Here is a 20,291-nt window from a genome sequence, read left to right on the forward strand (position 1 = left end):
TCAGAGCCCGCCGATCCCTCGCGGCGGGAGCCCGATCTCGGTGTCGACGGTCGCGTCCTCCAGCGGCTCGAGCGCGCCGCTCGCCGCCACCTTCCAGCGGCGGAGCTTGCTCCTCTCCGCGTCGCTCAGCAGGCAGACATCGCCGCAGCCGGGCGAGCAGTGGACGCCGCCGAAGGCATAGGACTGGGTCGCCAGGGCGAGCGTCGTGACCTCGCCCGTGGTGATGCTCACGGAGAATGCGCGGTCCCCGGCGGACGCGCTGCCCGCGTAGGCCGTCCCGAGAAGCACGTCCTCGGAGGCGAACGCGAGCGTGGGCTGGACCGCGGCGCCGAGCGCCCTGGCCACGCCGAGCCGCTTCATCTCCGCCGGGGGCGAGGTGCGAGCGTCGTAGATCACGACGTCGCTCGTCGCCGGGTCGTACTCCATCGTCGCGGCGTTGAAGCGGCTCGAGCAGGCGACCGCCAGCCGCTCTCCCGAGGGCGACACGGCGAGGCGCCCGCAGCCGTAGAGCCCCTGCACGTCGACCGTCCATATGACAGCGGCCTCCGCCGGCGAGACGCCAACGAAGCGCCCTTCACCCACGGTCGAGAGGTCCGCGGCGAGCCGGCCGAGGGCCACGACAACGTCGTCACCGACGCGCGCCATCCCCGACGGGCGCGGCAGGAGCCCCTCTTCCTCCTCCGGCAGGGCGATGCGCCCCGCGATGGAGTACTCCTTCGTGTCGATGATCAGGACATCGCCGCCCTCGTCGAACGGCTCCACGCCCGGGCTCGGGTTGCTCCCGTAGCGCGACACGAGCGCGCGGTCCGCCCCCACCTCGATGTAGTCCTGAGGGTTCGACTCGAACCCCTGCCCGACCGGGAGCTGCGCGAGGACCTCGGCGGTCTCGAGATCCATCCAGGTGATCACGTTCGTGCCGAACCGATCGAGCAGGACCACGCGGCCGGACGGCGGCGCCGCCCTCGGGACGTCGACGTCGCCGGACAGCGCGAGGCTGAGCCCCGGCTTCGCCGCGCCGCTCGACACGAAGGAGGGCGACAGGGTGGTCCCGTCGAGCTCCGACACAGCGATGTTCGTCGACTGGTAGTCGCTCGTCACGATGACCACGCCGCTCTCACACCCGTCGCCGTCGCCGCCGCCGTGGACGCCGCCCGTCGACGGCGGCGGCGAATCCACGTTGCACCCGAGGATCGGAATCGAGATCGCGAACGCAAACAGACTGATCTTCACCATGTTGACTCCAGTGTGAAAAACACGCTCCGCCCCGGGAGCGGAAACCCGACGACATCCGTGCGCCGCGCGTCCAGGAGGTCCGCGACGCGACCTCTCACCGCGAGGTGCCCGCCGAGCCACCTCGCCTCCGCGTCGAGGTCGAGGGTCGCTTGCTCCGCGATCACGCCGAGCCCGGCGGGATCGGCGTACCGGCTCGACTGGTACACGGCCCGGATCTCGCCCGACGCGCCCGAGAACACGCCGCCGCCCGGGCGCTTCCACTCGGCGTGCAGGCGCGGCGCGACGACGAGGCGCGAGCGGAACGGGAGGAGGTCGTTCCTCGTCGTCCGCCCCGCCGTCGTGTCCCGCGGATCGAGCAGCGTCGCCGCGATCTCGGCGCGGAGGAACGGGGTCACCTCGACCCCGGCCAGGAGCTCCGCGCCCACGACGCGGGCGCGGCCGACGTTGTACGGGCTCACGTAGCCCTGGCCGGACTTCTCGTACGCGACGAGCCCGGAGACCGCGCTCCCGAACGCGAACACGTCGATGAAGGCGCCGCGCAGCACGGCGCCGCGCCCCGTCTGCGCCCGGATCCCGGCCTCGATCGTGGCGCCCGACTCCGGCTCGAGCTCCGCGTTGCCGTGGACGACGCCGGAGACGCCGTACACCTCGCCGAGCGTCGGGACGCGGACGTAGCGGCCCACGGTCGCGAGGAGCCGGAGCCTGTCGCTCCCCGCCTCCACGCCGACCCGCCCGGTCGGGACGAGCACGTCGCAAGGGCGCTCGCGGTCGGCCCCGGTGGCGTGGCACTCCCCGCTCGCGAGGGCGTGCAGCGCGAGCCCCTCGCCGAGGCGCGCCTCCGCGCTGACGGCGCCGCGCGCGAACGAGCGCCGCGTCCGCGCGAGCGGTACGTCGTCCGGCGCGCGTGAGATGCCCTCGCGCGCGACCGAGAGCACGGGCCGCACACGGAGCCGGTCGGCGAAGGAGAGCGTCGCCCCGAGCGTCTGCTCCAGGCGGCGGCCGGCGAGCCGGAGCTCAGGCGTCTGCAGCGCGAGCTCGAAGAGGGGGTCGTGGACCTCCGACCGCGCCTCGATGAACGAGGTGCGCGCCTCGAGCGTGTGCTGCGCCTCTCCGCCGAACGGCACCCGCGCCGCGACGGACGCCAGCGCGCGCCGCGACTCCCCCCGCGCCTCGCGGGACGGCAGGAGCGCGAGCCTCGGCACGCCCTGCTCGCGGCCTGTGCCGTTCGCGATCACGTCGACGATCGCGCCGCCGCCGAGCTCGACGCGCGCGAGCGCCCACGCGTCGATCGTGCGCACGTCGGCGTTCTGCCGGCGCTCCACGGTGTCGTCGCTCTCGTCGAAGAGCGTCCCGCCATCGTTGACGAACGCGTAGCGGTTCTCCGCGGCCTCCGCGCTCACCCCGACGATCGCGCTCACCGGGCCCGCGCTGGCGCCAGCGAACGCCCACCCGCGCCGCGCGCCGAGCGAGCCCGCCATGGCGCCCACGCCGGCCGTCGTCCGGGAAGGCCGCCGCGGCTCGAAGAAGATCGCGCCGCCCGGGCCGAGGCGGTCGGCCTCGATGGGCGCGTGGCCGCGGTAGATCTCGATGCGCTCGATGAGCCAGAGGGGCACGAGGGAGAGATCCGCCGTCCCCACGACGTCGTCGTTCAGGCGGACGCCGGCGAGGTACACCGGCGTCTGCGTGGCGGTCGCCCCCCGGAGGGCCGCTGTCGCCGGCCCGCCGAAGCCGCCCGACTCGATGATGAGCACGCCCGGCTGCGTGCGGAGCACGTCCGCCGCCCCGAGCCCCGCGCCGGTGAGGCGCTCGCGGCCCAGCACCGACCCCGCGACGGACCTGTCCTTGGGCGGCGCGGGCGCGCGCATGTGATCCCCCTCGACGCGCACCTCCAGCGGGTCTGCACCCGGCGGAGCGGCAGCGGGATCACCCCCCTGCTCGCCCGCAGGCCGGCGCGGATCGTCGGCGCGGGCGGCAGGCGAGGCTGCCACGGCGCTGCAGGCGGCGAGCGAGAGCCAGCGCGCCACGCCGGCGCTCCGGCGCCGACGCGACCGACGATCAGAGGAATCAACCATTCACGCGCCGCCTGCCCGCGTCGACCCAGCGCTGCTCCGGGTGAGCTGAGAGCCGAAGCGAGGGGGCTGCGTGACGGGCCACGGCACCGCGCGCGAGCGAGGTGGTCGAGAGCCTGGGCGCCTTCCCCTCGAAGGCTCAGGTCAGCGCGCGCCAGCGCACCGGCGCGCGCACCTTCGGCAGGTCTTCGGACTCACGGGCGCTGCGGCCGTCGCCGGTCGCTCTCCTACACATCACCGCTTCCCAGGCTGCTCTGGTGCATGCCCAGTGCTTCTTGGTGATGGTCGTTCCCGTTCACCGCTGCGGGGGCAGTCCCGGATTCTCACCGGGTTCCCTTTTCAGCTCGCCAGGGGATGGCCGGACGAGCACCGATGGCGGGGCGACTCGTCGCACCCGTCACGCAGGATGTCAACGCTGAAGCGAAGGCCCGGAGCGCCCCGTCCGCGAGCCCACCGGCGACGCACACCCGAGACAGAATCGGGAGTCCCTTGACAGTCTTGCACGCGCGTGCCATGAGTTACTTGAAACTGATTTTCTTTATCAGTTGTCAGAGACGAGCGGCCCGAGACCTGACGTCCAGCGCCCGATGACCTGAGCCCACGTGGCTCTCGACGCCCATCGGAGCTGAATGTGACGAGTTCCATCTCGATACCGGCCTCTGTCGGGCTGCCCGCGGTGAACGCAGGGCAGCTGTTGAAGCAATACACCCCTGAGTCGGCGTTCTTCTTCGCGTCGCCGACACGCACGCTCCTCGCGCAGGGCGTACACGACATGATCCTCGAGCCGAACGGCGCGGATCAGGGCGATCGCCTCGCGGACCGCGTCACGAGGGTGCTCGCGTCGGCGTCGAGGGCCGGCGCCGGCCAGGGCTTCCCCATGGTGGTCGGCGCGGTGCCGTTCAACAGCACGTCGCCGGCGCACCTCATCGTGCCGAGGGCGATCCAGAGCGCGGGCCCGCTCAATTACACGTCGGAATCGCCGCGGTCGCACCTGCCGATCACCATCCAGGAGCTGCGCCAGGTCCCCGAGCCCCGCGACTACGTGCGCGGCGTCGAGACGGCGGTGGGCCTGATGCGGTCCGAGGCGCTGAGCAAGGTGGTCCTCTCCAGGATGCTGGAGATGGTCCTGCGAGAGCCGGTCGATCTCCGCCTCGTCCTCCAGCGCCTCTCGCAGCAGAACCGGAACGGCTACACCTTCGCCGCCAACCTCTCGGATCCCACGGCGGGGCTCTCCAGCTCCGAGCGCGGCGTCTCGACCTCGCGCGCGCGGACGCTCATCGGCGCGAGCCCGGAGCTGCTCCTGTCCCGCTCCGGGCTCCGGGTGATCGCCAATCCGCTCGCCGGCTCCGCGGTCCGCAGCCCCGACCCCGACGAGGACCGCCGGCGGGCGATCGCCCTGCTCGCGTCCGAGAAGGACCGGCACGAGCACGCGATCGTCGTCGACGCCGTCGCCGCCGCGCTCCGGCCGTTCTGCCGGCGCCTGAGCGTCCCCGACGAGCCCTCGCTCACGCAGACCCCCACGCTGTGGCACCTGTCGAGCCGGCTCACCGGGGAGCTGCGCGATCTCTCGATCTCCTCGATGAAGCTGGCCACCGCGCTGCACCCGACCCCCGCCGTGTGCGGATACCCCACGGACCGCGCCCGCGAGGCCATCGGGGCGATCGAGCGGTTCGATCGCGGGTTCTTCACGGGGCTCGTGGGCTGGTCCGACGCGAGCGGCGACGGCGAGTGGGCGGTCGTCATCCGCTGCGCCGACGTCGCCGGCCGGGCGCTCCGCCTCTATGCCGGGGCCGGGATCGTCATCGGCTCGAACGGCGAGCACGAGCTCGCCGAGACCACCGCCAAGCTCGGGACCATGCTGAACGCGCTCGGCCTCAACCAGGCGCCGGAGAGGGCATGATCGCTCCTGAGGAGAGCCGGCAGGCGCCCGCGGAGGCGCGACCGCAGGCGCTCGACGGCTGGACTCCGTGGCCGGCCGAGATGGCCGCTCTCTACCGGCGCGCCGGCTACTGGCGCGGCGAGACCTTCGGGCGCCTGCTCCGCGAGCGGGCCGCGCGACACCCGGATCGGATCGCGCTCGTCAGCGGCGATCGCCGGCTGAGCTACGGGGAGCTCGATCGGCGCGCCGATCGCCTCGCCGCGGGCCTGCTGCACCTCGGGCTCCGGCCGGGGGATCGCGTCGTGGTCCAGCTCCCGAACATCGCGGAGTTCTTCGAGGTGTGCTTCGCGCTGTTCCGGCTCGGGGCGCTCCCCGTGCTGGCCCTGCCCGCGCACCGGCGCGCCGAGATCGCGTACTTCTGCGAGCACACCGAGGCGGTCGCGTACGTCATCGCCGACCGGGACGGCGGGTTCGATTACCGCGCGCTGGCGAGCCAGATCCGGCGCGACGTCAGGACCCTGCGGCACGTGCTCGTGGCCGGCGAGCCGGGCGAGCACACAGCGCTCTCCGCCCTGGATCGGGAGCCCGTGGAGCTCCCGGAGCCCGCCGCGGGGGACGTCGCCTTCTTCCAGCTGTCCGGCGGGAGCACCGGCGTACCGAAGCTCATCCCGCGGACGCACGACGACTACCTCTACAGCGTGCGGGCCAGCGCGGAGATCTGCGGGCTCGACGAGGGCAGCGTCTACCTCGCCGTCCTCCCCGTCGCGCACAACTTCACGCTCAGCTCGCCCGGGAGCCTGGGCGTGCTCCACGCCGGCGGCCGCGTTGTGCTCTGCCGCCGCCCCAGCCCGGACGAGGCGTTCCCGTGGATCGAGCGGGAGCGGGTCACGCTGACCGCGCTCGTGCCGCCGCTGGCCTCGGTCTGGGTGGAGTCGGCCCGGACGGCGCGGCACGACCTGTCGAGCTTGAAGGTGCTCCAGGTGGGCGGCGCCAGGCTCCCCGCGGAGGTCGCGCGCCGCGTGGGGCCGACCCTGGGCTGCAAGGTGCAGCAGGTGTTCGGGATGGCGGAGGGGCTCGTCAACTACACCCGCCTCGACGACCCCGACGCGATCGCGCTCGAGACGCAGGGGCGGCCCATCTCGCCCCACGACGAGGTCCGCGTCGTGGACGACGACGACCGCGACGTCGAGCCCGGGCAGGTCGGTCATCTGCTCACGCGGGGGCCCTACACGATCCGCGGCTATTACAGGGCCGACGCGCACAACGAGAAGGCGTTCACGCGCGACGGCTTCTACCGCACGGGCGATCTCGTGCGGCGGACCCGAGAGGGCTGCCTCGTCGTGGAGGGCCGCGCGAAGGATCAGATCAACCGCGGCGGCGAGAAGATCGCGGCCGAGGAGGTCGAGAACCACGTCCTCGCGCACCCGGCGGTGCGCGACGCGGCGCTCGTCGCCATGCCGGACGCCCACCTCGGCGAGCGTTCGTGCGCGTTCCTCGTGGCCCGCGGGCAACCGCCGCCGGCGAGGGAGATCAACGCCTTCCTGCGCGAGCGCGGCGTCGCCCAGTTCAAGGTGCCCGATCGCATCGAGTGGCTCGACGCCCTCCCGACGACGAGCGTCGGCAAGGTGGACAAGAAGGCGCTCCGCCGGTGGATCGCCGACAGGCTCGCGCAGGGCGCGCGCGCCTGAGAGGACAGCGCGGGCCCAGGCGGCGCAGCGACGCCCGCGGCCCGTTCCATCGACAGGAGCGCTGCGACCAGAAGAGAGAGAAGAGAGGAACGACCATGGCCATCCCCCGCATCCAGACCTATCGCATGCCACGAGCCGAGGAGCTCCCGGAGAGCCGGGTGTCATGGCGGCCGGACCCGGGGCGCTCCGTCCTCTTGATCCACGATATGCAGGAGTATTTCCTCGGCTTCTACGACGCGAGCGCGTCCCCGATGGTCGAGCTGATCGCCCATGCCCGCCTGCTCCGGGAGCGGTGCGCGGCGAGCGGGATCCCGGTCGTCTACACGAAGCAGCCCGCCGAGCAGACGAGGGCCCAGCGCGGTCTGCTGACGGATCTCTGGGGGCCCGGGCTGACGCAGCAGCCCGACAAACACGAGATCGTGCGCGAGCTCGCGCCGGGAAGCGCCGACACCGTGCTCACCAAGTGGCGCTACAGCGCCTTCCAGCGAACGGAGCTGCTGGATCTCATGCGCCGGTGGGGCCGCGATCAGCTGATCGTGTGCGGCGTGTACGCGCACATCGGGTGCCTGCTGACCGCGTGCGAGGCGTTCATGAACGACGTCCAGCCGTTCCTCGTGACCGACGGGACCGCCGATTTCTCCCGGCAGCAGCACGACATGGCCATCGCCTACGTGGCGCAGCGGTGCGGCGTCGCGCTGCCGACGAGCGACGTCCTGGCCGCGCTCGCGCCCCGCGAGCGGACGAGCGCCCCGCAGCGCGACGCGGCGGCGCCGGCGCAGGCGCCCGCACCGCTCGGGGCGACGCAGGACCGGGCGCCGTGGGTCGAGCGCCTGCGCGGCGACGTGGCCGAGGTCCTCGACCAGCTCCCCTCGGCGATCTCCGATCGCGACAACATCCTCGATCTGGGGCTCGACTCGATACGGCTCATGACGCTCGTCGAGCAGTGGCGCGCCGCGGGGATCGACGTCGCGTTCGTGGATCTCGCCGAGCTGCCGACGCTCGGGCACTGGTGGGAGCTCCTGTCGACCCGGCTGCCGCGCGAGGCGAGGCCAGCGCCCCGGCACCGCGCGGAGGCGCCCCTCCAGGAAGCCGCCCGCTGACCGGCCGAGCTTGCCCCACGACGGCTTCCCCATGGCACAGGTCACCATGAATCAGGTCGCGACATCCCCACCCAGGACGGTGGCGCGCACCCCGCCGCGCCTCCTCGAGGTGCTGCGCACGACCGCGATCTCCCCCCGCATGCGGCGGATCACGCTGGGCGGCGAGGCGATCGCGGGGTTCCCCGCGCGCTCCGGCGGCGCGCACATCAAGGTCTTCTTCCCGCGCGGCGACCAGGCGGCGCCGGAGCTGCCCACGCTGGGCCCGGACGGCCCCGTCTGGCCTCCGGTGCCGCGGCGGCCGATCACGCGCACGTACTCGGTGCGCAGGTACGACGCGCAGGCCGGCGAGCTGGACGTGGACTTCGTCCTGCACGGGGACGACGGCCCCGCGTCGCGGTGGGCGCACCACGCCAGGCCGGGCGATCGCATCGGCATCGCCGGGCCGGGCGGCCCCGATCCGATGCTCGGCCCCGCGGACTGGTACCTCCTGGCCGGCGATCTCTCCGCGCTGCCGGCGATCGGCGCGCTGCTCGAGGCCCTGCCGACGACGGCGCGCGGCCACGCCATCGTCGCTGTCCCCGACGCGGCGGACGTGCAGGAGATCGATCGCCCGCCGCACGTCGCGCTGACCTGGATCTACCTGCAGGGCGAGCACGCCCCGGGCCCCCGGCTCGAGGCGGCCGTCCGCGCCCTGGCGTGGCCAGAGGGCCGCGTCTTCGCCTGGGTCGCGGGCGAGTCGTCGTCCGTCGTGGCGATCCGCGATCACCTGCTCGACGAGCGCGGGCTCGGTCGCGAGGCGCTGTACGCGATCCCCTACTGGAAGGCCAGCCAGTCCGAGGAGGCGTACCACGCGGAGCGGCACCGGATCATGGACGGGCTCGACAGGGCCTGACGGGAGCGATCGATGGACTTCAAGCACAGGGCGGCGCTCGTCACAGGCGCGGCCCAGGGGATCGGCGAGGCTGTCTCCCGGAGGCTCGCCGCGCGGGGCGCCGCGGTGGCGGCGGTGGACGCGAACCGGGAGCGCCTGGGCGCCGTCGTCGCCGATCTCCAGGCGAGCGGCCATCGCGCCGCGGCGTTCGCGGTGGACGTGGCCGACGGCGAGGCGGTCGAGGGCGCGGTGGAGCGGATCGAGCGCGAGCTCGGCCCCCTCGAGATGCTTGTCAACGTGGCCGGCGTGCTGCGCGTGGGCGGCGCGCTCTCGCTGACGAGCGACGACTGGGAGCGCACCTTCGCGGTCAACACCCGGGGGGTGTTCAACGTGAGCCGGGCCGTGGCGCGCCGCATGGTGCCGCGCCGATCGGGATCGATCGTGACGATCGGGTCCAACGCCGCGCGCACGCCGCGGATGAACATGGGCGCTTACGCGGCGTCGAAGGCCGCCGCGGCCCAGTGGACGAAGTGCCTCGGCCTGGAGCTCGCGCAGCACGACATCCGGTGCAACGTGGTGTCCCCTGGCTCGACGGACACGCCGATGCAGCGCGCGCTCTGGGCGGATGATCGCGGCGCTCAGGCGGTCATCGCCGGCGCGCCCGAGGCGTTCCGGCTGGGCATCCCGCTGAACCGGATCGCCACGACGGACGACGTCGCCAGCGCGGTGCTGTTCCTGCTCTCGGACGAGGCGCGGCACATCACGATGCACGACCTATGCATCGACGGAGGCGCCACGCTGGGCGCCTGATCCTCGTCTGGCTTCGTTCGAGAGAGGAATGAGCCGCCAAGGCGCCAAGGACGCCAAGATTTTAAATTCGTTGTCTGCTTGGCGTCTTGGTGTCTTGGCGGTTCATTCTCTGGTTTCCGAGCTGATCGGTGTTCTAGGGGCCTTCCTTTGCGACGTTTCCGAACAGCGCGTCCGACGCCGCACCAACCATCACCACCGCGGCGAGCGCCACGGCGGCGGCGATCGCGAGGGCGCCGAGGACCCGCGAGGGCTTCATCTGCCACCACATGGCGAGGCCGCTGAGCGCCCACACGACCAGCGTGATTCCGGTGATGTCCGCGAAGAGCGCCCAGAGCCACGCCACGCCGCCGTGCACGGGGAAGTGATGCGTCTTGTGGAGCGTCTCGAGCACCTCGACGAAGCGAGGCCACCCCCGCGCGCCGGCCGGCCGCCCGTCGAGCCGCCCCGTACCCAGGTTGTACGTGACGTTCCAGGCGCGGCCGTCCGCGTCCCGCATGCCAAAGCGCAGCTCGGGGCTGATCTTCGGGTGGGCGCGCAGCGGCGCCGCGGCGTCGACGCCAATCTTGGGCAGGAGATCTTTTATCTGCTCCTGCACGGCCGCCATCCTGTATCCAGGCAGGTCGATCGCGACGCCGGCGAACGGGGGCGCGGGGGCCTCGGGCTCGGGAGGGTGGCTGGAGACCGTCGCGCTGCCGTCGTCGAGGCGCAGGATCACCACCTCGCGCCCCCCGTCGGCGCGCGGCGCCGCGAGCAGGGGCCACCCGGAGAACGCGCCCGGGGTCCCCGGATCGAGCGTGTAGCGCGAGGGCGAGCCGGCGTTGAGCTGCTCGACGACCTGGCGCGCGAGCTCGCCGGGATCCCAGGGCTGGAACCCGGTGAGCGCCGACAGCCGCTCTCCCGAGAGCGACCGGCTGTCGATGTCTCGCCCGATCTGCGGGTGATTGAACAGCGTGCCGCTGATCCCGAACAGCAGTATCCAGGGGAACAGCAGCAAGCCCAGGTACATGTGCACGCGCCGCACGACCTTCATGATCGCGCCGTAACGCGGCCGCCCGCGGGGGCCCCGCGGCGAACGGGGCCCTCGCGCGGCGTCGTCCCTCATCGCTCCTTCGTGATCGGGCGCGAGCATCATCGGATCTTCGCGACGGAGAAGGTGAGCCCAGGCGCGCTCACGCCCGCCTCGCCGGGCCCGTCCTCGCCGATCTCGCGGAGCGTCGTCGACTCCTGGCCCTCGAACTCCAGCAGGAAGGTGCGGTCGCCGAGCGCGACGCTCAGGACGCTGCCGCCGCCGGGCGCGGCGTCGAGCACCGTGGCGGTCGGCGTATCGCCGAGCGTCACGCTGGCCCACCGCCACGCCGCGGCGCTCGCCAGCACGCGCGGGTGGGTGTCGTCCGCGATCGCGAAGAGGCTCTCATCGAGCACCCGCAGGAACGCCTTGCCGTCCGGACCGCCGAAGAGCGAGCCGGCGGCGTCGCCGTCGAACAGCGTGCTCAGCTCGACGTGGAACTCGGGGTCGAACTGCCTCGTCTCCGGATCGAAGCGCAGCATGCACGGGGCGGCCGCGTTCTCGGCGTTGAGCCGGTGCACCGCCGCGCCGTACGCCTCGGTGGCCACGTAGATCATGCCGTCGGGCCCCTCGACCCCATCGCGCACGTAGCCGCAGCGCTCGTCGGTGACGACGGTCGCCTCGTCCGTCGCGCTGTCCACGACGACGACCGCGGCCACGCTCGGGACCTCCGCGCCGATCCGCCAGCCGCCGAAGGTGATCACGTCGTCGCCCTGGACCAGCGGCGACGACGAGGAGTACGTGAGGGTGGCGTCCGGGATCACGAGATCCTCGAGCGGGATGTCGCCGGTGACCGTCATTTCCTGAGGGTTCCAGACGACCACCTGGGCGGTGGGGCCATCGAAGAAGTACGCCTTGGTCTCCGAGACGAAGTGGAACTGGGTGCCGTACTCGCCGAGCTTCGCGAGGCCCTTGCCCTGGAAGCTCACGGTGTCGCCTTCCTCGAGGCTGCCGTCGTCCTGCAGGTCGTAGCGGGTCACGGTCGCCGCGGCGTCGCTCGCGACGAACACCGCGCCTCCGTCGTCCAGCCCGACGCCGAGGGCGCGCCCCTGCACCTCGATGGCGTCGTCCAGCGACAGCGTCTCATCGGAGTCGATGTCGTCCGTCACGATGACGTAGCTCTGGGTGTCGCCGCCGTCCGGCCCGAACACCTGGACCGTGAGGGCGTACGCCGGCCCAACGTTGGGCGTCCCCCCCGTGCCGCTGGTGGGTCCGCCGGCGCCGGTGCCTTCACCGCCGGCGCCCCCCGCGCCGCCGGTTCCGCCGCTCGTCGCGCCGCTGCTCGTGGCATCGCTCGTGTCGTCGCCGCAGGCGACGAAGCACGGGAGGAGCAGGGTCAAGAGGAGGGCATTCGCGTAGCGCGCACGAAATAACATGAAGGATCTCCTTGGTTCGGATTACAACTGATGTCGCACGAACATCGGCTCACAGGCTCAAGGCGAGCTTGGCGTACGCCGCTCGCCCCGGGCGCTGGACGCCGTAGAAGCTGAAGGCCTTCTCGTCGGTGAGGTTCTGCACCTCGACGGTCGAGCTCACCGTCCATCCGCCGCGCTCGACCAGGTACGTGAGCGCGAGCGTGTGCACGAGCTGGGACGGAATCTCCGCCTTGGAGTCGGCCGCGCCGCGGCCTTCCGGGCCGACGAAGAAGGCGTGTACGTAATCGGCATGCCAGGTCAGCGACAGGGCATCACGCCTCGCCGCGATCTCGGGCCACCGCGCGCGCGCCGCGACCCCGCCGAAGAGGTACGGCTGGTTCTGGATGCGAACGCCGGTCGAGCCGTCCCGGAAGTCCTGCCATGTGACGTGACCGTCGACCGACAGCCAGTCGCCCGGAGAGGTCCACCCGGCTGTCGACTCGATACCGACGGATCGCGCCGACAGCGTGTTTCCGTACTCCGAGTAGCCCAGGTGCCTTCGCAGCGTGATCAGATCCTCGGTGAAGCGACCGAAGCCGTTGGCGCTGAACCGGAGCTGTCCCGCGCCCGTCTCCGCGCGCTCCAGGGTCACGCCGAGGTTGACGTTGTGGCTCGCCTCCGGCTCCAGGTGGACATTCCAGACGATGAGCCCTCCGTCGCCGAACAGCTCCTCCGGCGTCGGCAGGCGGGTGGCGAACTCATACGAGGCCTTGGCGTAGAGGGCGTCGGTGAAGCGGAAGCGCAGGCTGTCCCCTGCCCCCACCCGGTGGGTCGCTCGGTCGACGTCGCCGATCCGGCCGCTCGGCAGGTGCTCCCGGGTGCGGACGCCGTGCAGGTAGAGCTTGGCGAAGGCGATGTTCGCGAGCCGGCCTTCGAGGGGCCTGGCCTCGTACTCGACGCCTGCCACGGCGCTCCACAGCGCCCGCTCCGCGGTCAGCGGATCCTTCTCGGGGTCGGCCACGACAAGGTTCCTCCCTGTGCGCGTCACGTGGCTCGGCGAGAGCCCGAAGCGCAGCAGGTGCTCGGTCGCAGGGTGCCAGGCCAGGTTGACGCGAGCGAAGGCGGTGTGCTGGCGGACTTGCTGGTCGTTCGCGTCTTCCCCGACCTCGCCCCGATACGGGCGCTCCACGCAGCCGCCCGACCAGTCGTAGGTGCACGTGGCCACGTCGAGGAAGGTGGTGCGCGCATACGAGTACCCCGCGAGGGCGTCGAGCCGCGCCCTCCCGGAGAACGGCTGCGCATACCGCAGCAGCGCGCCGCCGGTCTGCCTGCCGAAGGTGACCTCTCCGAAGGGCGGCGACTTGACCCTGCCGTCGAGCATGTCGACGAGCAGGCCGTGCTGCACCTCCTTGTCGTGCGAGGTGAAGAAGGCGCGGAGGAGCAGGCGGTCGGCCCACGGCCGCCGGGCGACCCCCACCTCGGCTGCGCCGCCGGCCGCGACGTAGCCGTCGTGGAACCGCCGGGCGCGCGCGGGCGACATGCGCCCGCTCTCGTCGAACGCCATGACGTCGATCGGGGTGTCGTTCCGCGCGCGATCGACGAACCCGCTCGCGCGGGCGAAGAGGCCGCTCGGCGCGTGCGCGTGGCGCGCGCCAAGGGTCAGCCGGTACGTGCCGAAGGAGCCGACCTGATAGGACGCCGACGCGCCCGTGCCGCGCGTGTCCTGATCGGTCACCAGGTTCACCGCGCCGCCGAGCGCGTCCGTGCCGAAGCGCAGCGGGACGACGCCGCGGTAGATCTCGGCGCGCTCGACGAGGTTGACCGGCACGTTGGCGACCCCGAAGGAGTGCCCGGCGAGGTCGAGTGGCACGCCGTCGAGGAAGAAGCGGATCCGGTCGTCGGTGAGGCCGTTCAGCGAGAAGCGCGCGTCGGAGCCGAGCCCGCCGAGGCGGCGCACGCTCACGCCCTCGGCGCGCGCCAGCACCTGGCCGAGATCCGCGGCCTGCCGCCTGGCCTCGACGGTCTCGATCACCTGGACCGCCTGCGCGGAGGTCCGGAGCCGCTCGGCCTCGGAGGCCCCCCGCACGCTCACCTCGATCGCGGGCAGCGCTGGCCCTGCGGCGCCGGCGACCGGCGCGGCACCGGCGGCGCCTGTGACGGGCGCGGCACCGGCGGCGCCCGCGATGGGCGCGGCACCGGCGGCGCCCGCGATGGGCGCGGCCGCGGGAGCGGGCGCAGGCAGCCGGAAGTCGTGGCGGTAGAGGATGCGCGACGCGACGCTCCGGTCGCCTCGCCGGGCCGGCGTGAAGCGGAAGCGCAGCGCCGCTTGCCGCGCGGCCTCGTCGAACCCGTGGCCCGCGGGCTCGGCGATCTCTGCGCTGGTGACACGCCCTTCCGCGTCGATCGTCAGCCGCAGCACGACGCTCCCCTCCACCCCCGCCTCGCGCGCCGCCTGGGGATACGCCGCCTCGACCGCGCCCTTGAGCTCGGGCGGGCGCACCGCGAGCGCGACGCCATCGCCCGGGGCGCGCGCCGCCGGCGCTGCCTCGGCCCCGGGTACCGCTCCCTCGCCGACCTCTCCGGCAGGGGCCTCTTCGCTCGCCCGCGCGTCCGCCGCGAAGGCCAACAGGGCACCGGAGGGGGCGAGGACCAGAGTCCCGGCCAGCGCGGCGCAACGCAAGGGACTGGTCCAATTTGAACAGGGAGGCGGGGAGGCAGGGAGAAAGAACCTAGTGAATATCCCTGTCTCCCCGTCTCCCTGTGATCTTTCTCGGGCGAAGTTGACCACCACCCAACGCAAGGGCTGCAATCGAATCATGAGATCACCGGGCATGCTCACCGGAGCGTGACGAAGCGGCGCTCTGGCCGGCTCTGCGCAAGCTGGTTGTCGTGGCGTCTCGCTCGCCGGCTCTTCAGGCCTCTCCGGGTGGCGCAAACCGCGCTGGCCAGGGGTCGCCGCCGCGAGCTGTCATGTCAGCGCCCTGGGAGATTCAACCGCTCACGTCCTCCGCCGCCGCCGGGACCGGGACGACGACGACGCGCTTGCACCGCCGGCACTTCAGCTCGACGCCGCCGGGCACATACCGGGCGAGGAGGCTGCCGCAGCCGCAGCGCACGGAATTGGGCTCGGCACGTCCAGCAACGCCGCAGTGATCACACCGGCTGTCGAGCGGAGCAGTCGCCTTCGACATCAGGTTGTCCATCGTGGAACCCCACTTTCAATAATGAAAGTCACTTTCATTTTCAATCCGAAACCTGCCATGCTACCAACAGTGTTGTCAAGCGAAAGCGGTCGGAGAGCGTCCACGAGGCGTCGCGACGTCCGAAGGTCCGAGCAGCGCGAGATCGCGGCCGAAACGGCGCGATCTCGCGCTCGCTCGGGTCGCCGGCGCCATGCCTCGCTGACGCGGACAGGCCAGCACGGGACGGTGGCCCGCGGCGGGAGTCCCAACGAATTCGCTTGACAATGCCCACCCTACCTCACCATAAACGAACTTGAAAGTAGTTTTCATTTTCATTCGCTCGTCGGCGCCGAGATGGTCACGCCCATCGCGGCGTCATCGAGCTGGGTGCGCTGTCGGGGCGATGTCCGGCGCCCCTGCCCTGCGTGCTCTCGGGGCTCGGGCCCCGCTGCGCCGGCGGGCTCCGCTTTCGTTCCAACAGCGCTGGCTCGGGCGTCACGGCCGCCTCTGCGCCGTCGTCGCGGGCCGCGGATCGCCTGCCGCGAGCGTGCCTCTGGCGGCGGTCCCGTCGAGCGCCGGTTGAACCAGGAGGGTTGTCGTCATGGTCGCTCCTCAGGACGCGCGCTGGCCGCTGTCGGCCGCGCAGCACGGTATCTGGCTAGGCCAGCAGCTCGACCCCGCGAGCCCCGTGTACAACGCGGGCGAGTGCGTCGAGATCTGCGGGGCCATCGATCTCGCGACCCTCGAGGCCGCGATACGCCAGGCCGCCTCGGAGGCAGAGACGCTGCACGTGCGCTTCACGAGCGAGGCGGGTGGGCCGCGCCAGCGCCTCGACCTGTCCCCTGACTTCCCTGTACACCGCGTCGACGTCAGCGCGGCGCCGGACGCGTTCGCCGCGGCCGAGGCGTGGATGCGCGAGGATCTCGCGAGGCCGGTGGATCTCGCGCGCGGGCCCCTCTTCACGGAGGCGCTGTTCACGGCGGGACCCGACCGCCTCTTCTGGTACCAGCGCGCGCACCACATCGCGCTGGACGGCTACGGCTTCTCGCTGATCGCGCGGCGGGTGGCCGAGATCTACACAGCGCGCGTCGAGGGCCGATCGAGCGAAGGCGGCGCCTTCGGGTCGCTGCGCCGGGTCGTCGACGAGGATCTGGCCTACCGCGCCTCCCCCGATCTGGAGCGCGATCGCGCCTTCTGGACGCAGCGCTTCGCCGACCGGCCCGAGCCGGTGAGCCTCGGCGACGAGCCGGCGCCCGCGTCGCGCGCCTGCCTGCGCCGGACGGCGTCGCTCGCGCCGTCCACCGTCGACCAGCTGAAGGACGTGGCGCGCCAGGCGAAGGCGACCTGGCCTGACGTCGTGGTCGCCGCGACCGCGGCGTACGCGCACCGGCTCACGGGCGCGCCCGAGATCGTCCTGGGGCTGCCCGTGATGGGGCGCCTCGGCTCGGTGTCGCTGCGCATCCCGGGCATGGTCATGAACATCGTCCCGCTGCGGGTGCCGGTCGCGGAGGGCGCGAGCCTCGTCGATGTCACCCGGCAGGTCGCGGCCGAGCTCGCGGCCATCCGGCCGCACCTGCGGTATCGCTACGAGCAGCTCCGCCGGGATCTCAAGCTGATCGGCGGCGGCCGCCGGCTGTTCGGCCCGGTGGTCAACATCATGCCGTTCGATTACGACCTGCGCTTCGCGGGGCATCGCGGCGTCGCGCACAACATCTCCGCCGGCCCGGTCGAGGATCTGTCGTTCGGCGTCTACGCGAGGTCGGACGGGCGCGGGCCGCGGCTCGACCTCGACGCCAACCCGGCCTGCTACGGCGACGAGGATCTCTCGGCGCACCAGCGGCGCTTCCTCGCGTTCCTGGAGGCGGTCGCCGCCGCCCCCGAGCAGGCCATCGATCGCGCCGAGATCGACCTCCCCCGGGCCGCGGCGCGCGCGCCCGGCGCGCAGGCGGCCGGGCAGCCCGGCGCGCTGCTCGACGGGGGCCCGCTGCCCGCGCCGGCGCGCCCCGTCGTCGAGCAGATCGCCCTGCGCGCGCGCGAGCGGCCGGACGCGACCGCCGTCCATCACGGCCTCGAGCGCGTGACCTACGGCGAGCTCGACCTCGCCGCCCGGCGGCTCGCCGCCCGGCTCGCCGCGCTCGGCGCCGGGCCGGACACGCTTGTCGCGGTGCTCCTTCCGCGCAGCGTCGGCGCCATCACCGCGATCCTCGGCGCGCTCTACGCTGGCGCAGGCTACCTCCCGCTCGATCCGGACGGGCCGCAATCGAGGACCACGGCGATCCTCGACGACGCCAGGCCGGCGATCGTCGTCACGACGTCGCAGCACGCCGCGAAGGTGGGGAGCGATCGCGAGGCGCGCCTCGTGCTCCTGGACGAGGCCATCCACGGCGCGCCGGCGCGGGCGCCGGTCCAGGGCGCGGAGGAGCACCTGGCGTACGTCATCTACACGTCCGGCTCCACCGGCCGCCCGAACGGCGTCATGATCGAGCGCGGCGCGCTGGCCCATTTCGTGGCGGCTGCGACCCACCGCTACGACCTGCGCCGCGACGACCGGGTGCTGCAGTTCGCGCCGCTGCACTTCGACGCCAGCGTCGAGGAGATCTTCCTGACCCTCTGCGCGGGCGCCGCCCTGGTGCTGCGCACGGACGAGATGCTGCAATCCGTGCCGCGGCTGCTCGACGCCTGCGAAAGGCACCGGATCACCGTCCTCGATCTGCCGACCGCGTTCTGGCACGAGCTCGCCTACGGCCTCTCGACCGACGCGGCGTCGCTCCCCGAGGGCGTCCGCACCGTCATCATCGGCGGCGAGGCGGCGCTGCCCGAGCGCGTCGAGCGCTTCCGCCGCGCCGTCGGTCGGCGCGCGCGGCTGCTCAACACCTACGGCCCCACCGAGGCGACCGTCGTCGCCTCGGCCGCCACGCTGAGCGGCGGCGACGCGCCGGACGAGGCTGGAGACGAGGCGCCGATCGGCACGCCGCTTCCCGGGGTCCGCGCGGCCATCGTCGACACGCAGCGCCGGCTGGTCCCGCGGGGCGCCGTGGGCGAGCTCCACCTCATCGGGCCCGGGCTGGCGAGGGGGTACCTCGGGCGGCCGGACCTCGACGCCGCGCGCTTCGTCGTGCTCGACCAGCTGGAGGGCCGCCCGCGCGCGTACCGCACCGGCGATCTCGTCCTCCAGCGGGCGGACGGGCAGATGGTCTTCGTCGGGCGCGTCGACGACGAGCTCAAGATCAGCGGCCACCGCGTCGATCCGCTCGAGATCGAGGCCGCGCTCCTGCGCCACCCTTCCGTGCGGGAGGCGGCCGTCATCGGGCACGCCTCGGCCGGCGGCGGCAAGCGCCTGTCCGCGTTCCTCGTCGCCGAGGACCCCGCCCCGTCGCCGGCCGAGCTCCGCCGGCACGCGCGCTCGCTGCTCCCCGCGGCCGCCATCCCCTCGGCCTTCGTGCTCACCGATCGGCTGCCGAGGACGAGCTCCGGCAAGATCGACCGCAAGGCGCTGCGGGAGGCGCCGATCGCCGCGGCGGCGGAGGCGCCTGCCGCCGCGACGGCGCTCGAGCGGCAGCTGCTGCAGGTCTGGGAGCAGGTGCTCGGCGTGAGCGGCCTGTCGGCGCACGACGATTTCTTCGAGCGCGGCGGCCAGTCGCTGCAGACCATCCAGGTCGCCAACCGGCTCAGCGTCGCTCTCGGGCGCGAGATCCCCGTCGCGATGGTCTTCCGCCACCCGACCGTCGCGGCGCTCGCGCGCGCCCTCGACGAGGCGCAGGGCGCGGCGGCGGCGGCGCCGACGAGCGGCGAGACCCCCGGCGCCATGCTGGCCGACGCCGAGCTCCCCGAGGACGTCGTCCCCCGATCGCTCGCGTGGTCCGGCGGCGGCGGTCGCCCGCGGCAGGTCGTGCTCACCGGCGCGAGCGGCTTCGTCGGCGCGCACCTGCTCCACGAGCTCCTGACGCAGACGGACGCGACCGTTGTCTGCCTGGTGCGCGCCGAGAGCGAGGCGCACGCGGCGGAGCGGATCCGGCAGGCGCTCTCGAAGCAGCGCCTGCCGGTGGACGGCATCGATGCGCGGGTGCTCGCCGTGCCCGCCGACCTGACGCAGCCCCGCCTCGGGCTGAGCGCCGCGCGGTTCGGTCAGCTCGCCGCGGAGTGCGACGCCATCTACCACAACGCCGCGGTGGTGAGCCTCGTGCGCGACTACCGCAGCCTGCGCGCCGCCAACGTGATCGGCACGCGCGAGGCGCTCCGCCTGGCCGCGGCGGTGCGCCCCAAGCCGCTGCACCACGTGTCGACGCTCGCCGTGGCCCCGGGCATCGCGGCGAGCCCCGAGGTCGCGGAGGCGTTCGTGCCGCCGCACCCCGGCCTACGCGACGGCTACCAGCAGAGCAAGTGGGCGGCCGAGCGCCTTGTGCAGCAGGCCGCGGAGCGCGGGCTGCCGGTCGCCGTGTACCGCCTGGGCCGCGTCGTCGGCGCGCCCGACACCGGCGTCGTCAACGAGCAGGATCTGGTCTTCCGGCTGCTGCGGGCCGGCATCCCCGCCGGCGTCCTGCCCGATCTCGACGTGAGGGAGGTGTGGACGCCCGTCGACTACGTGGGGCGCGCGATCGTGCGTCTCTCCCTCAGCGCGCAGCCAACGGGCGCCGTGGTCAACGTCGCCCCTGCGCCCGAGGTCCGGCTGACGGAGCTCTTCGACTGGGCGCGCGACTACGGCTACCCGGTCGAGCGACGCCCTGTCGCGGCGTGGCGCGCGCGGCTGAAGGACGGCGCCGACGCCGCGGACAGCGCCACGCTCGCGTTCTTCGATCTCCAGTCGGCCCCGGCCGACGGAGAGGCGACCTTCGGCATCGGGCGCGTGCGCTGCGACAACCTGGAGCGCGGCCTGGCCGGCACCGGCATCACGTGCCCGCCGATCGATCGCGCGCTCTTCTACCGCTACCTCGATCGCTGCGTCGAGGAAGGTCTCCTGCCGCCCCCTTCCAGCGCGGCGCGGCGAGCGCCGCGCCCCGCATGACACCGGCTCACGGACGAGAACCTCCAGCCAGAGAGA

12 protein-coding genes and 1 riboswitch are annotated in these 20,291 nt (G+C 73.1%); of the genes, 6 read left to right on the top strand and 6 right to left on the bottom strand.

Going from position 1 to position 20,291, the window contains the following annotated elements; genetic code table 11:
• The gene (locus tag WME97_RS21280) at positions 1 to 1,233 is read right to left on the bottom strand and encodes a hypothetical protein (RefSeq protein ID WP_437554392.1); all 1,233 of its coding nucleotides are present in this window, start codon (positions 1,231 to 1,233) and stop codon (positions 1 to 3) included.
• The gene (locus WME97_RS21285; protein WP_437554394.1) at positions 1,227 to 3,257 is read right to left on the bottom strand and encodes a TonB-dependent receptor; all 2,031 of its coding nucleotides are present in this window, start codon (positions 3,255 to 3,257) and stop codon (positions 1,227 to 1,229) included. Before WME97_RS21285 ends, WME97_RS21280 begins: the two co-directional genes overlap by 7 nt.
• Positions 3,258 to 3,464: 207 nt before the next feature.
• Positions 3,465 to 3,691: riboswitch (cobalamin riboswitch) on the bottom strand.
• Between the two features lie 242 nt (positions 3,692 to 3,933).
• On the opposite strand from WME97_RS21285, the gene dhbC reads away from it, so the two are divergent.
• The 5 genes from dhbC (at position 3,934) to WME97_RS21310 (ending at position 9,650) form a co-directional block, all read left to right on the top strand.
• On the top strand, positions 3,934 to 5,202 hold the full coding sequence (gene dhbC, locus WME97_RS21290) for an isochorismate synthase DhbC (protein WP_437554396.1): 1,269 nt from the start codon (positions 3,934 to 3,936) through the stop codon (positions 5,200 to 5,202).
• Positions 5,199 to 6,869 carry a (2,3-dihydroxybenzoyl)adenylate synthase gene (locus tag WME97_RS21295; RefSeq protein WP_437554398.1) on the top strand — a complete coding sequence of 557 codons (1,671 nt, stop codon included), beginning with the start codon at positions 5,199 to 5,201 and terminating at the stop codon, positions 6,867 to 6,869. The genes dhbC and WME97_RS21295 overlap by 4 nt, the downstream gene beginning before the upstream one ends.
• A gap of 95 nt (positions 6,870 to 6,964) precedes the next feature.
• A complete protein-coding gene (locus WME97_RS21300) occupies positions 6,965 to 7,969 on the top strand; it encodes an isochorismatase family protein (RefSeq protein ID WP_437554400.1) in 1,005 nt (334 codons plus the stop codon).
• Positions 7,970 to 8,015: 46 nt separating this feature from the next.
• Positions 8,016 to 8,861, top strand: coding sequence for a siderophore-interacting protein (locus WME97_RS21305; protein ID WP_437555446.1), 846 nt, complete (start codon positions 8,016 to 8,018; stop codon positions 8,859 to 8,861).
• A gap of 12 nt (positions 8,862 to 8,873) precedes the next feature.
• Complete coding sequence (locus WME97_RS21310; protein WP_437554402.1) at positions 8,874 to 9,650, top strand: 2,3-dihydro-2,3-dihydroxybenzoate dehydrogenase; 777 nt, start codon at positions 8,874 to 8,876, stop codon at positions 9,648 to 9,650.
• A 133-nt stretch (positions 9,651 to 9,783) separates the two neighbouring features.
• Here WME97_RS21310 and WME97_RS21315 read toward each other — a convergent pair whose 3' ends face one another.
• The 4 genes from WME97_RS21315 to WME97_RS21330 form a co-directional block, all read right to left on the bottom strand.
• On the bottom strand, positions 9,784 to 10,680 hold the full coding sequence (locus WME97_RS21315; protein ID WP_437554404.1) for a PepSY domain-containing protein: 897 nt from the start codon (positions 10,678 to 10,680) through the stop codon (positions 9,784 to 9,786).
• A gap of 98 nt (positions 10,681 to 10,778) precedes the next feature.
• Entirely contained in the window at positions 10,779 to 12,092 is a 1,314-nt protein-coding gene (locus WME97_RS21320) for a hypothetical protein (protein ID WP_437554406.1), read from the bottom strand.
• A gap of 49 nt (positions 12,093 to 12,141) precedes the next feature.
• Positions 12,142 to 14,697 carry a TonB-dependent siderophore myxochelin receptor MxcH gene (gene mxcH / locus WME97_RS21325; RefSeq protein ID WP_437554408.1) on the bottom strand — a complete coding sequence of 852 codons (2,556 nt, stop codon included), beginning with the start codon at positions 14,695 to 14,697 and terminating at the stop codon, positions 12,142 to 12,144.
• 364 nt (positions 14,698 to 15,061) lie between these two features.
• A complete protein-coding gene (locus WME97_RS21330; RefSeq protein WP_437554410.1) occupies positions 15,062 to 15,262 on the bottom strand; it encodes a hypothetical protein in 201 nt (66 codons plus the stop codon).
• 592 nt (positions 15,263 to 15,854) lie between these two features.
• Between WME97_RS21330 and mxcG the strand changes: the two genes are divergently transcribed.
• Positions 15,855 to 20,255 (top strand): myxochelin non-ribosomal peptide synthetase MxcG, encoded by a 4,401-nt coding sequence (gene mxcG, locus WME97_RS21335; RefSeq protein WP_437554412.1) that lies wholly within the window; start codon positions 15,855 to 15,857, stop codon positions 20,253 to 20,255.
• Positions 20,256 to 20,291: the final 36 nt, after the last annotated feature.

This window comes from Sorangium sp. So ce367 (assembly GCF_051520455.1).
Lineage (GTDB): Bacteria > Myxococcota_A > Polyangia > Polyangiales > Polyangiaceae > Sorangium > Sorangium cellulosum_B.

Bases quoted from the DNA above. Each gene is read 5' to 3' on its own strand.
- WME97_RS21280 (WP_437554392.1), bottom strand. From the start codon at position 1,233: ATGGTGAAGATCAGTCTGTTTGCGTTCGCGATCTCGATTCCGATCCTC.
- WME97_RS21295 (WP_437554398.1), top strand. From the start codon at position 5,199: ATGATCGCTCCTGAGGAGAGCCGGCAGGCGCCCGCGGAGGCGCGACCG.
- WME97_RS21300 (WP_437554400.1), top strand. From the start codon at position 6,965: ATGGCCATCCCCCGCATCCAGACCTATCGCATGCCACGAGCCGAGGAG.
- WME97_RS21305 (WP_437555446.1), top strand. From the start codon at position 8,016: ATGAATCAGGTCGCGACATCCCCACCCAGGACGGTGGCGCGCACCCCG.
- WME97_RS21310 (WP_437554402.1), top strand. From the start codon at position 8,874: ATGGACTTCAAGCACAGGGCGGCGCTCGTCACAGGCGCGGCCCAGGGG.
- WME97_RS21315 (WP_437554404.1), bottom strand. From the start codon at position 10,680: ATGAAGGTCGTGCGGCGCGTGCACATGTACCTGGGCTTGCTGCTGTTC.
- WME97_RS21320 (WP_437554406.1), bottom strand. From the start codon at position 12,092: ATGTTATTTCGTGCGCGCTACGCGAATGCCCTCCTCTTGACCCTGCTC.
- WME97_RS21330 (WP_437554410.1), bottom strand. From the start codon at position 15,262: ATGTCGAAGGCGACTGCTCCGCTCGACAGCCGGTGTGATCACTGCGGC.
- mxcG (WP_437554412.1), top strand. From the start codon at position 15,855: ATGGTCGCTCCTCAGGACGCGCGCTGGCCGCTGTCGGCCGCGCAGCAC.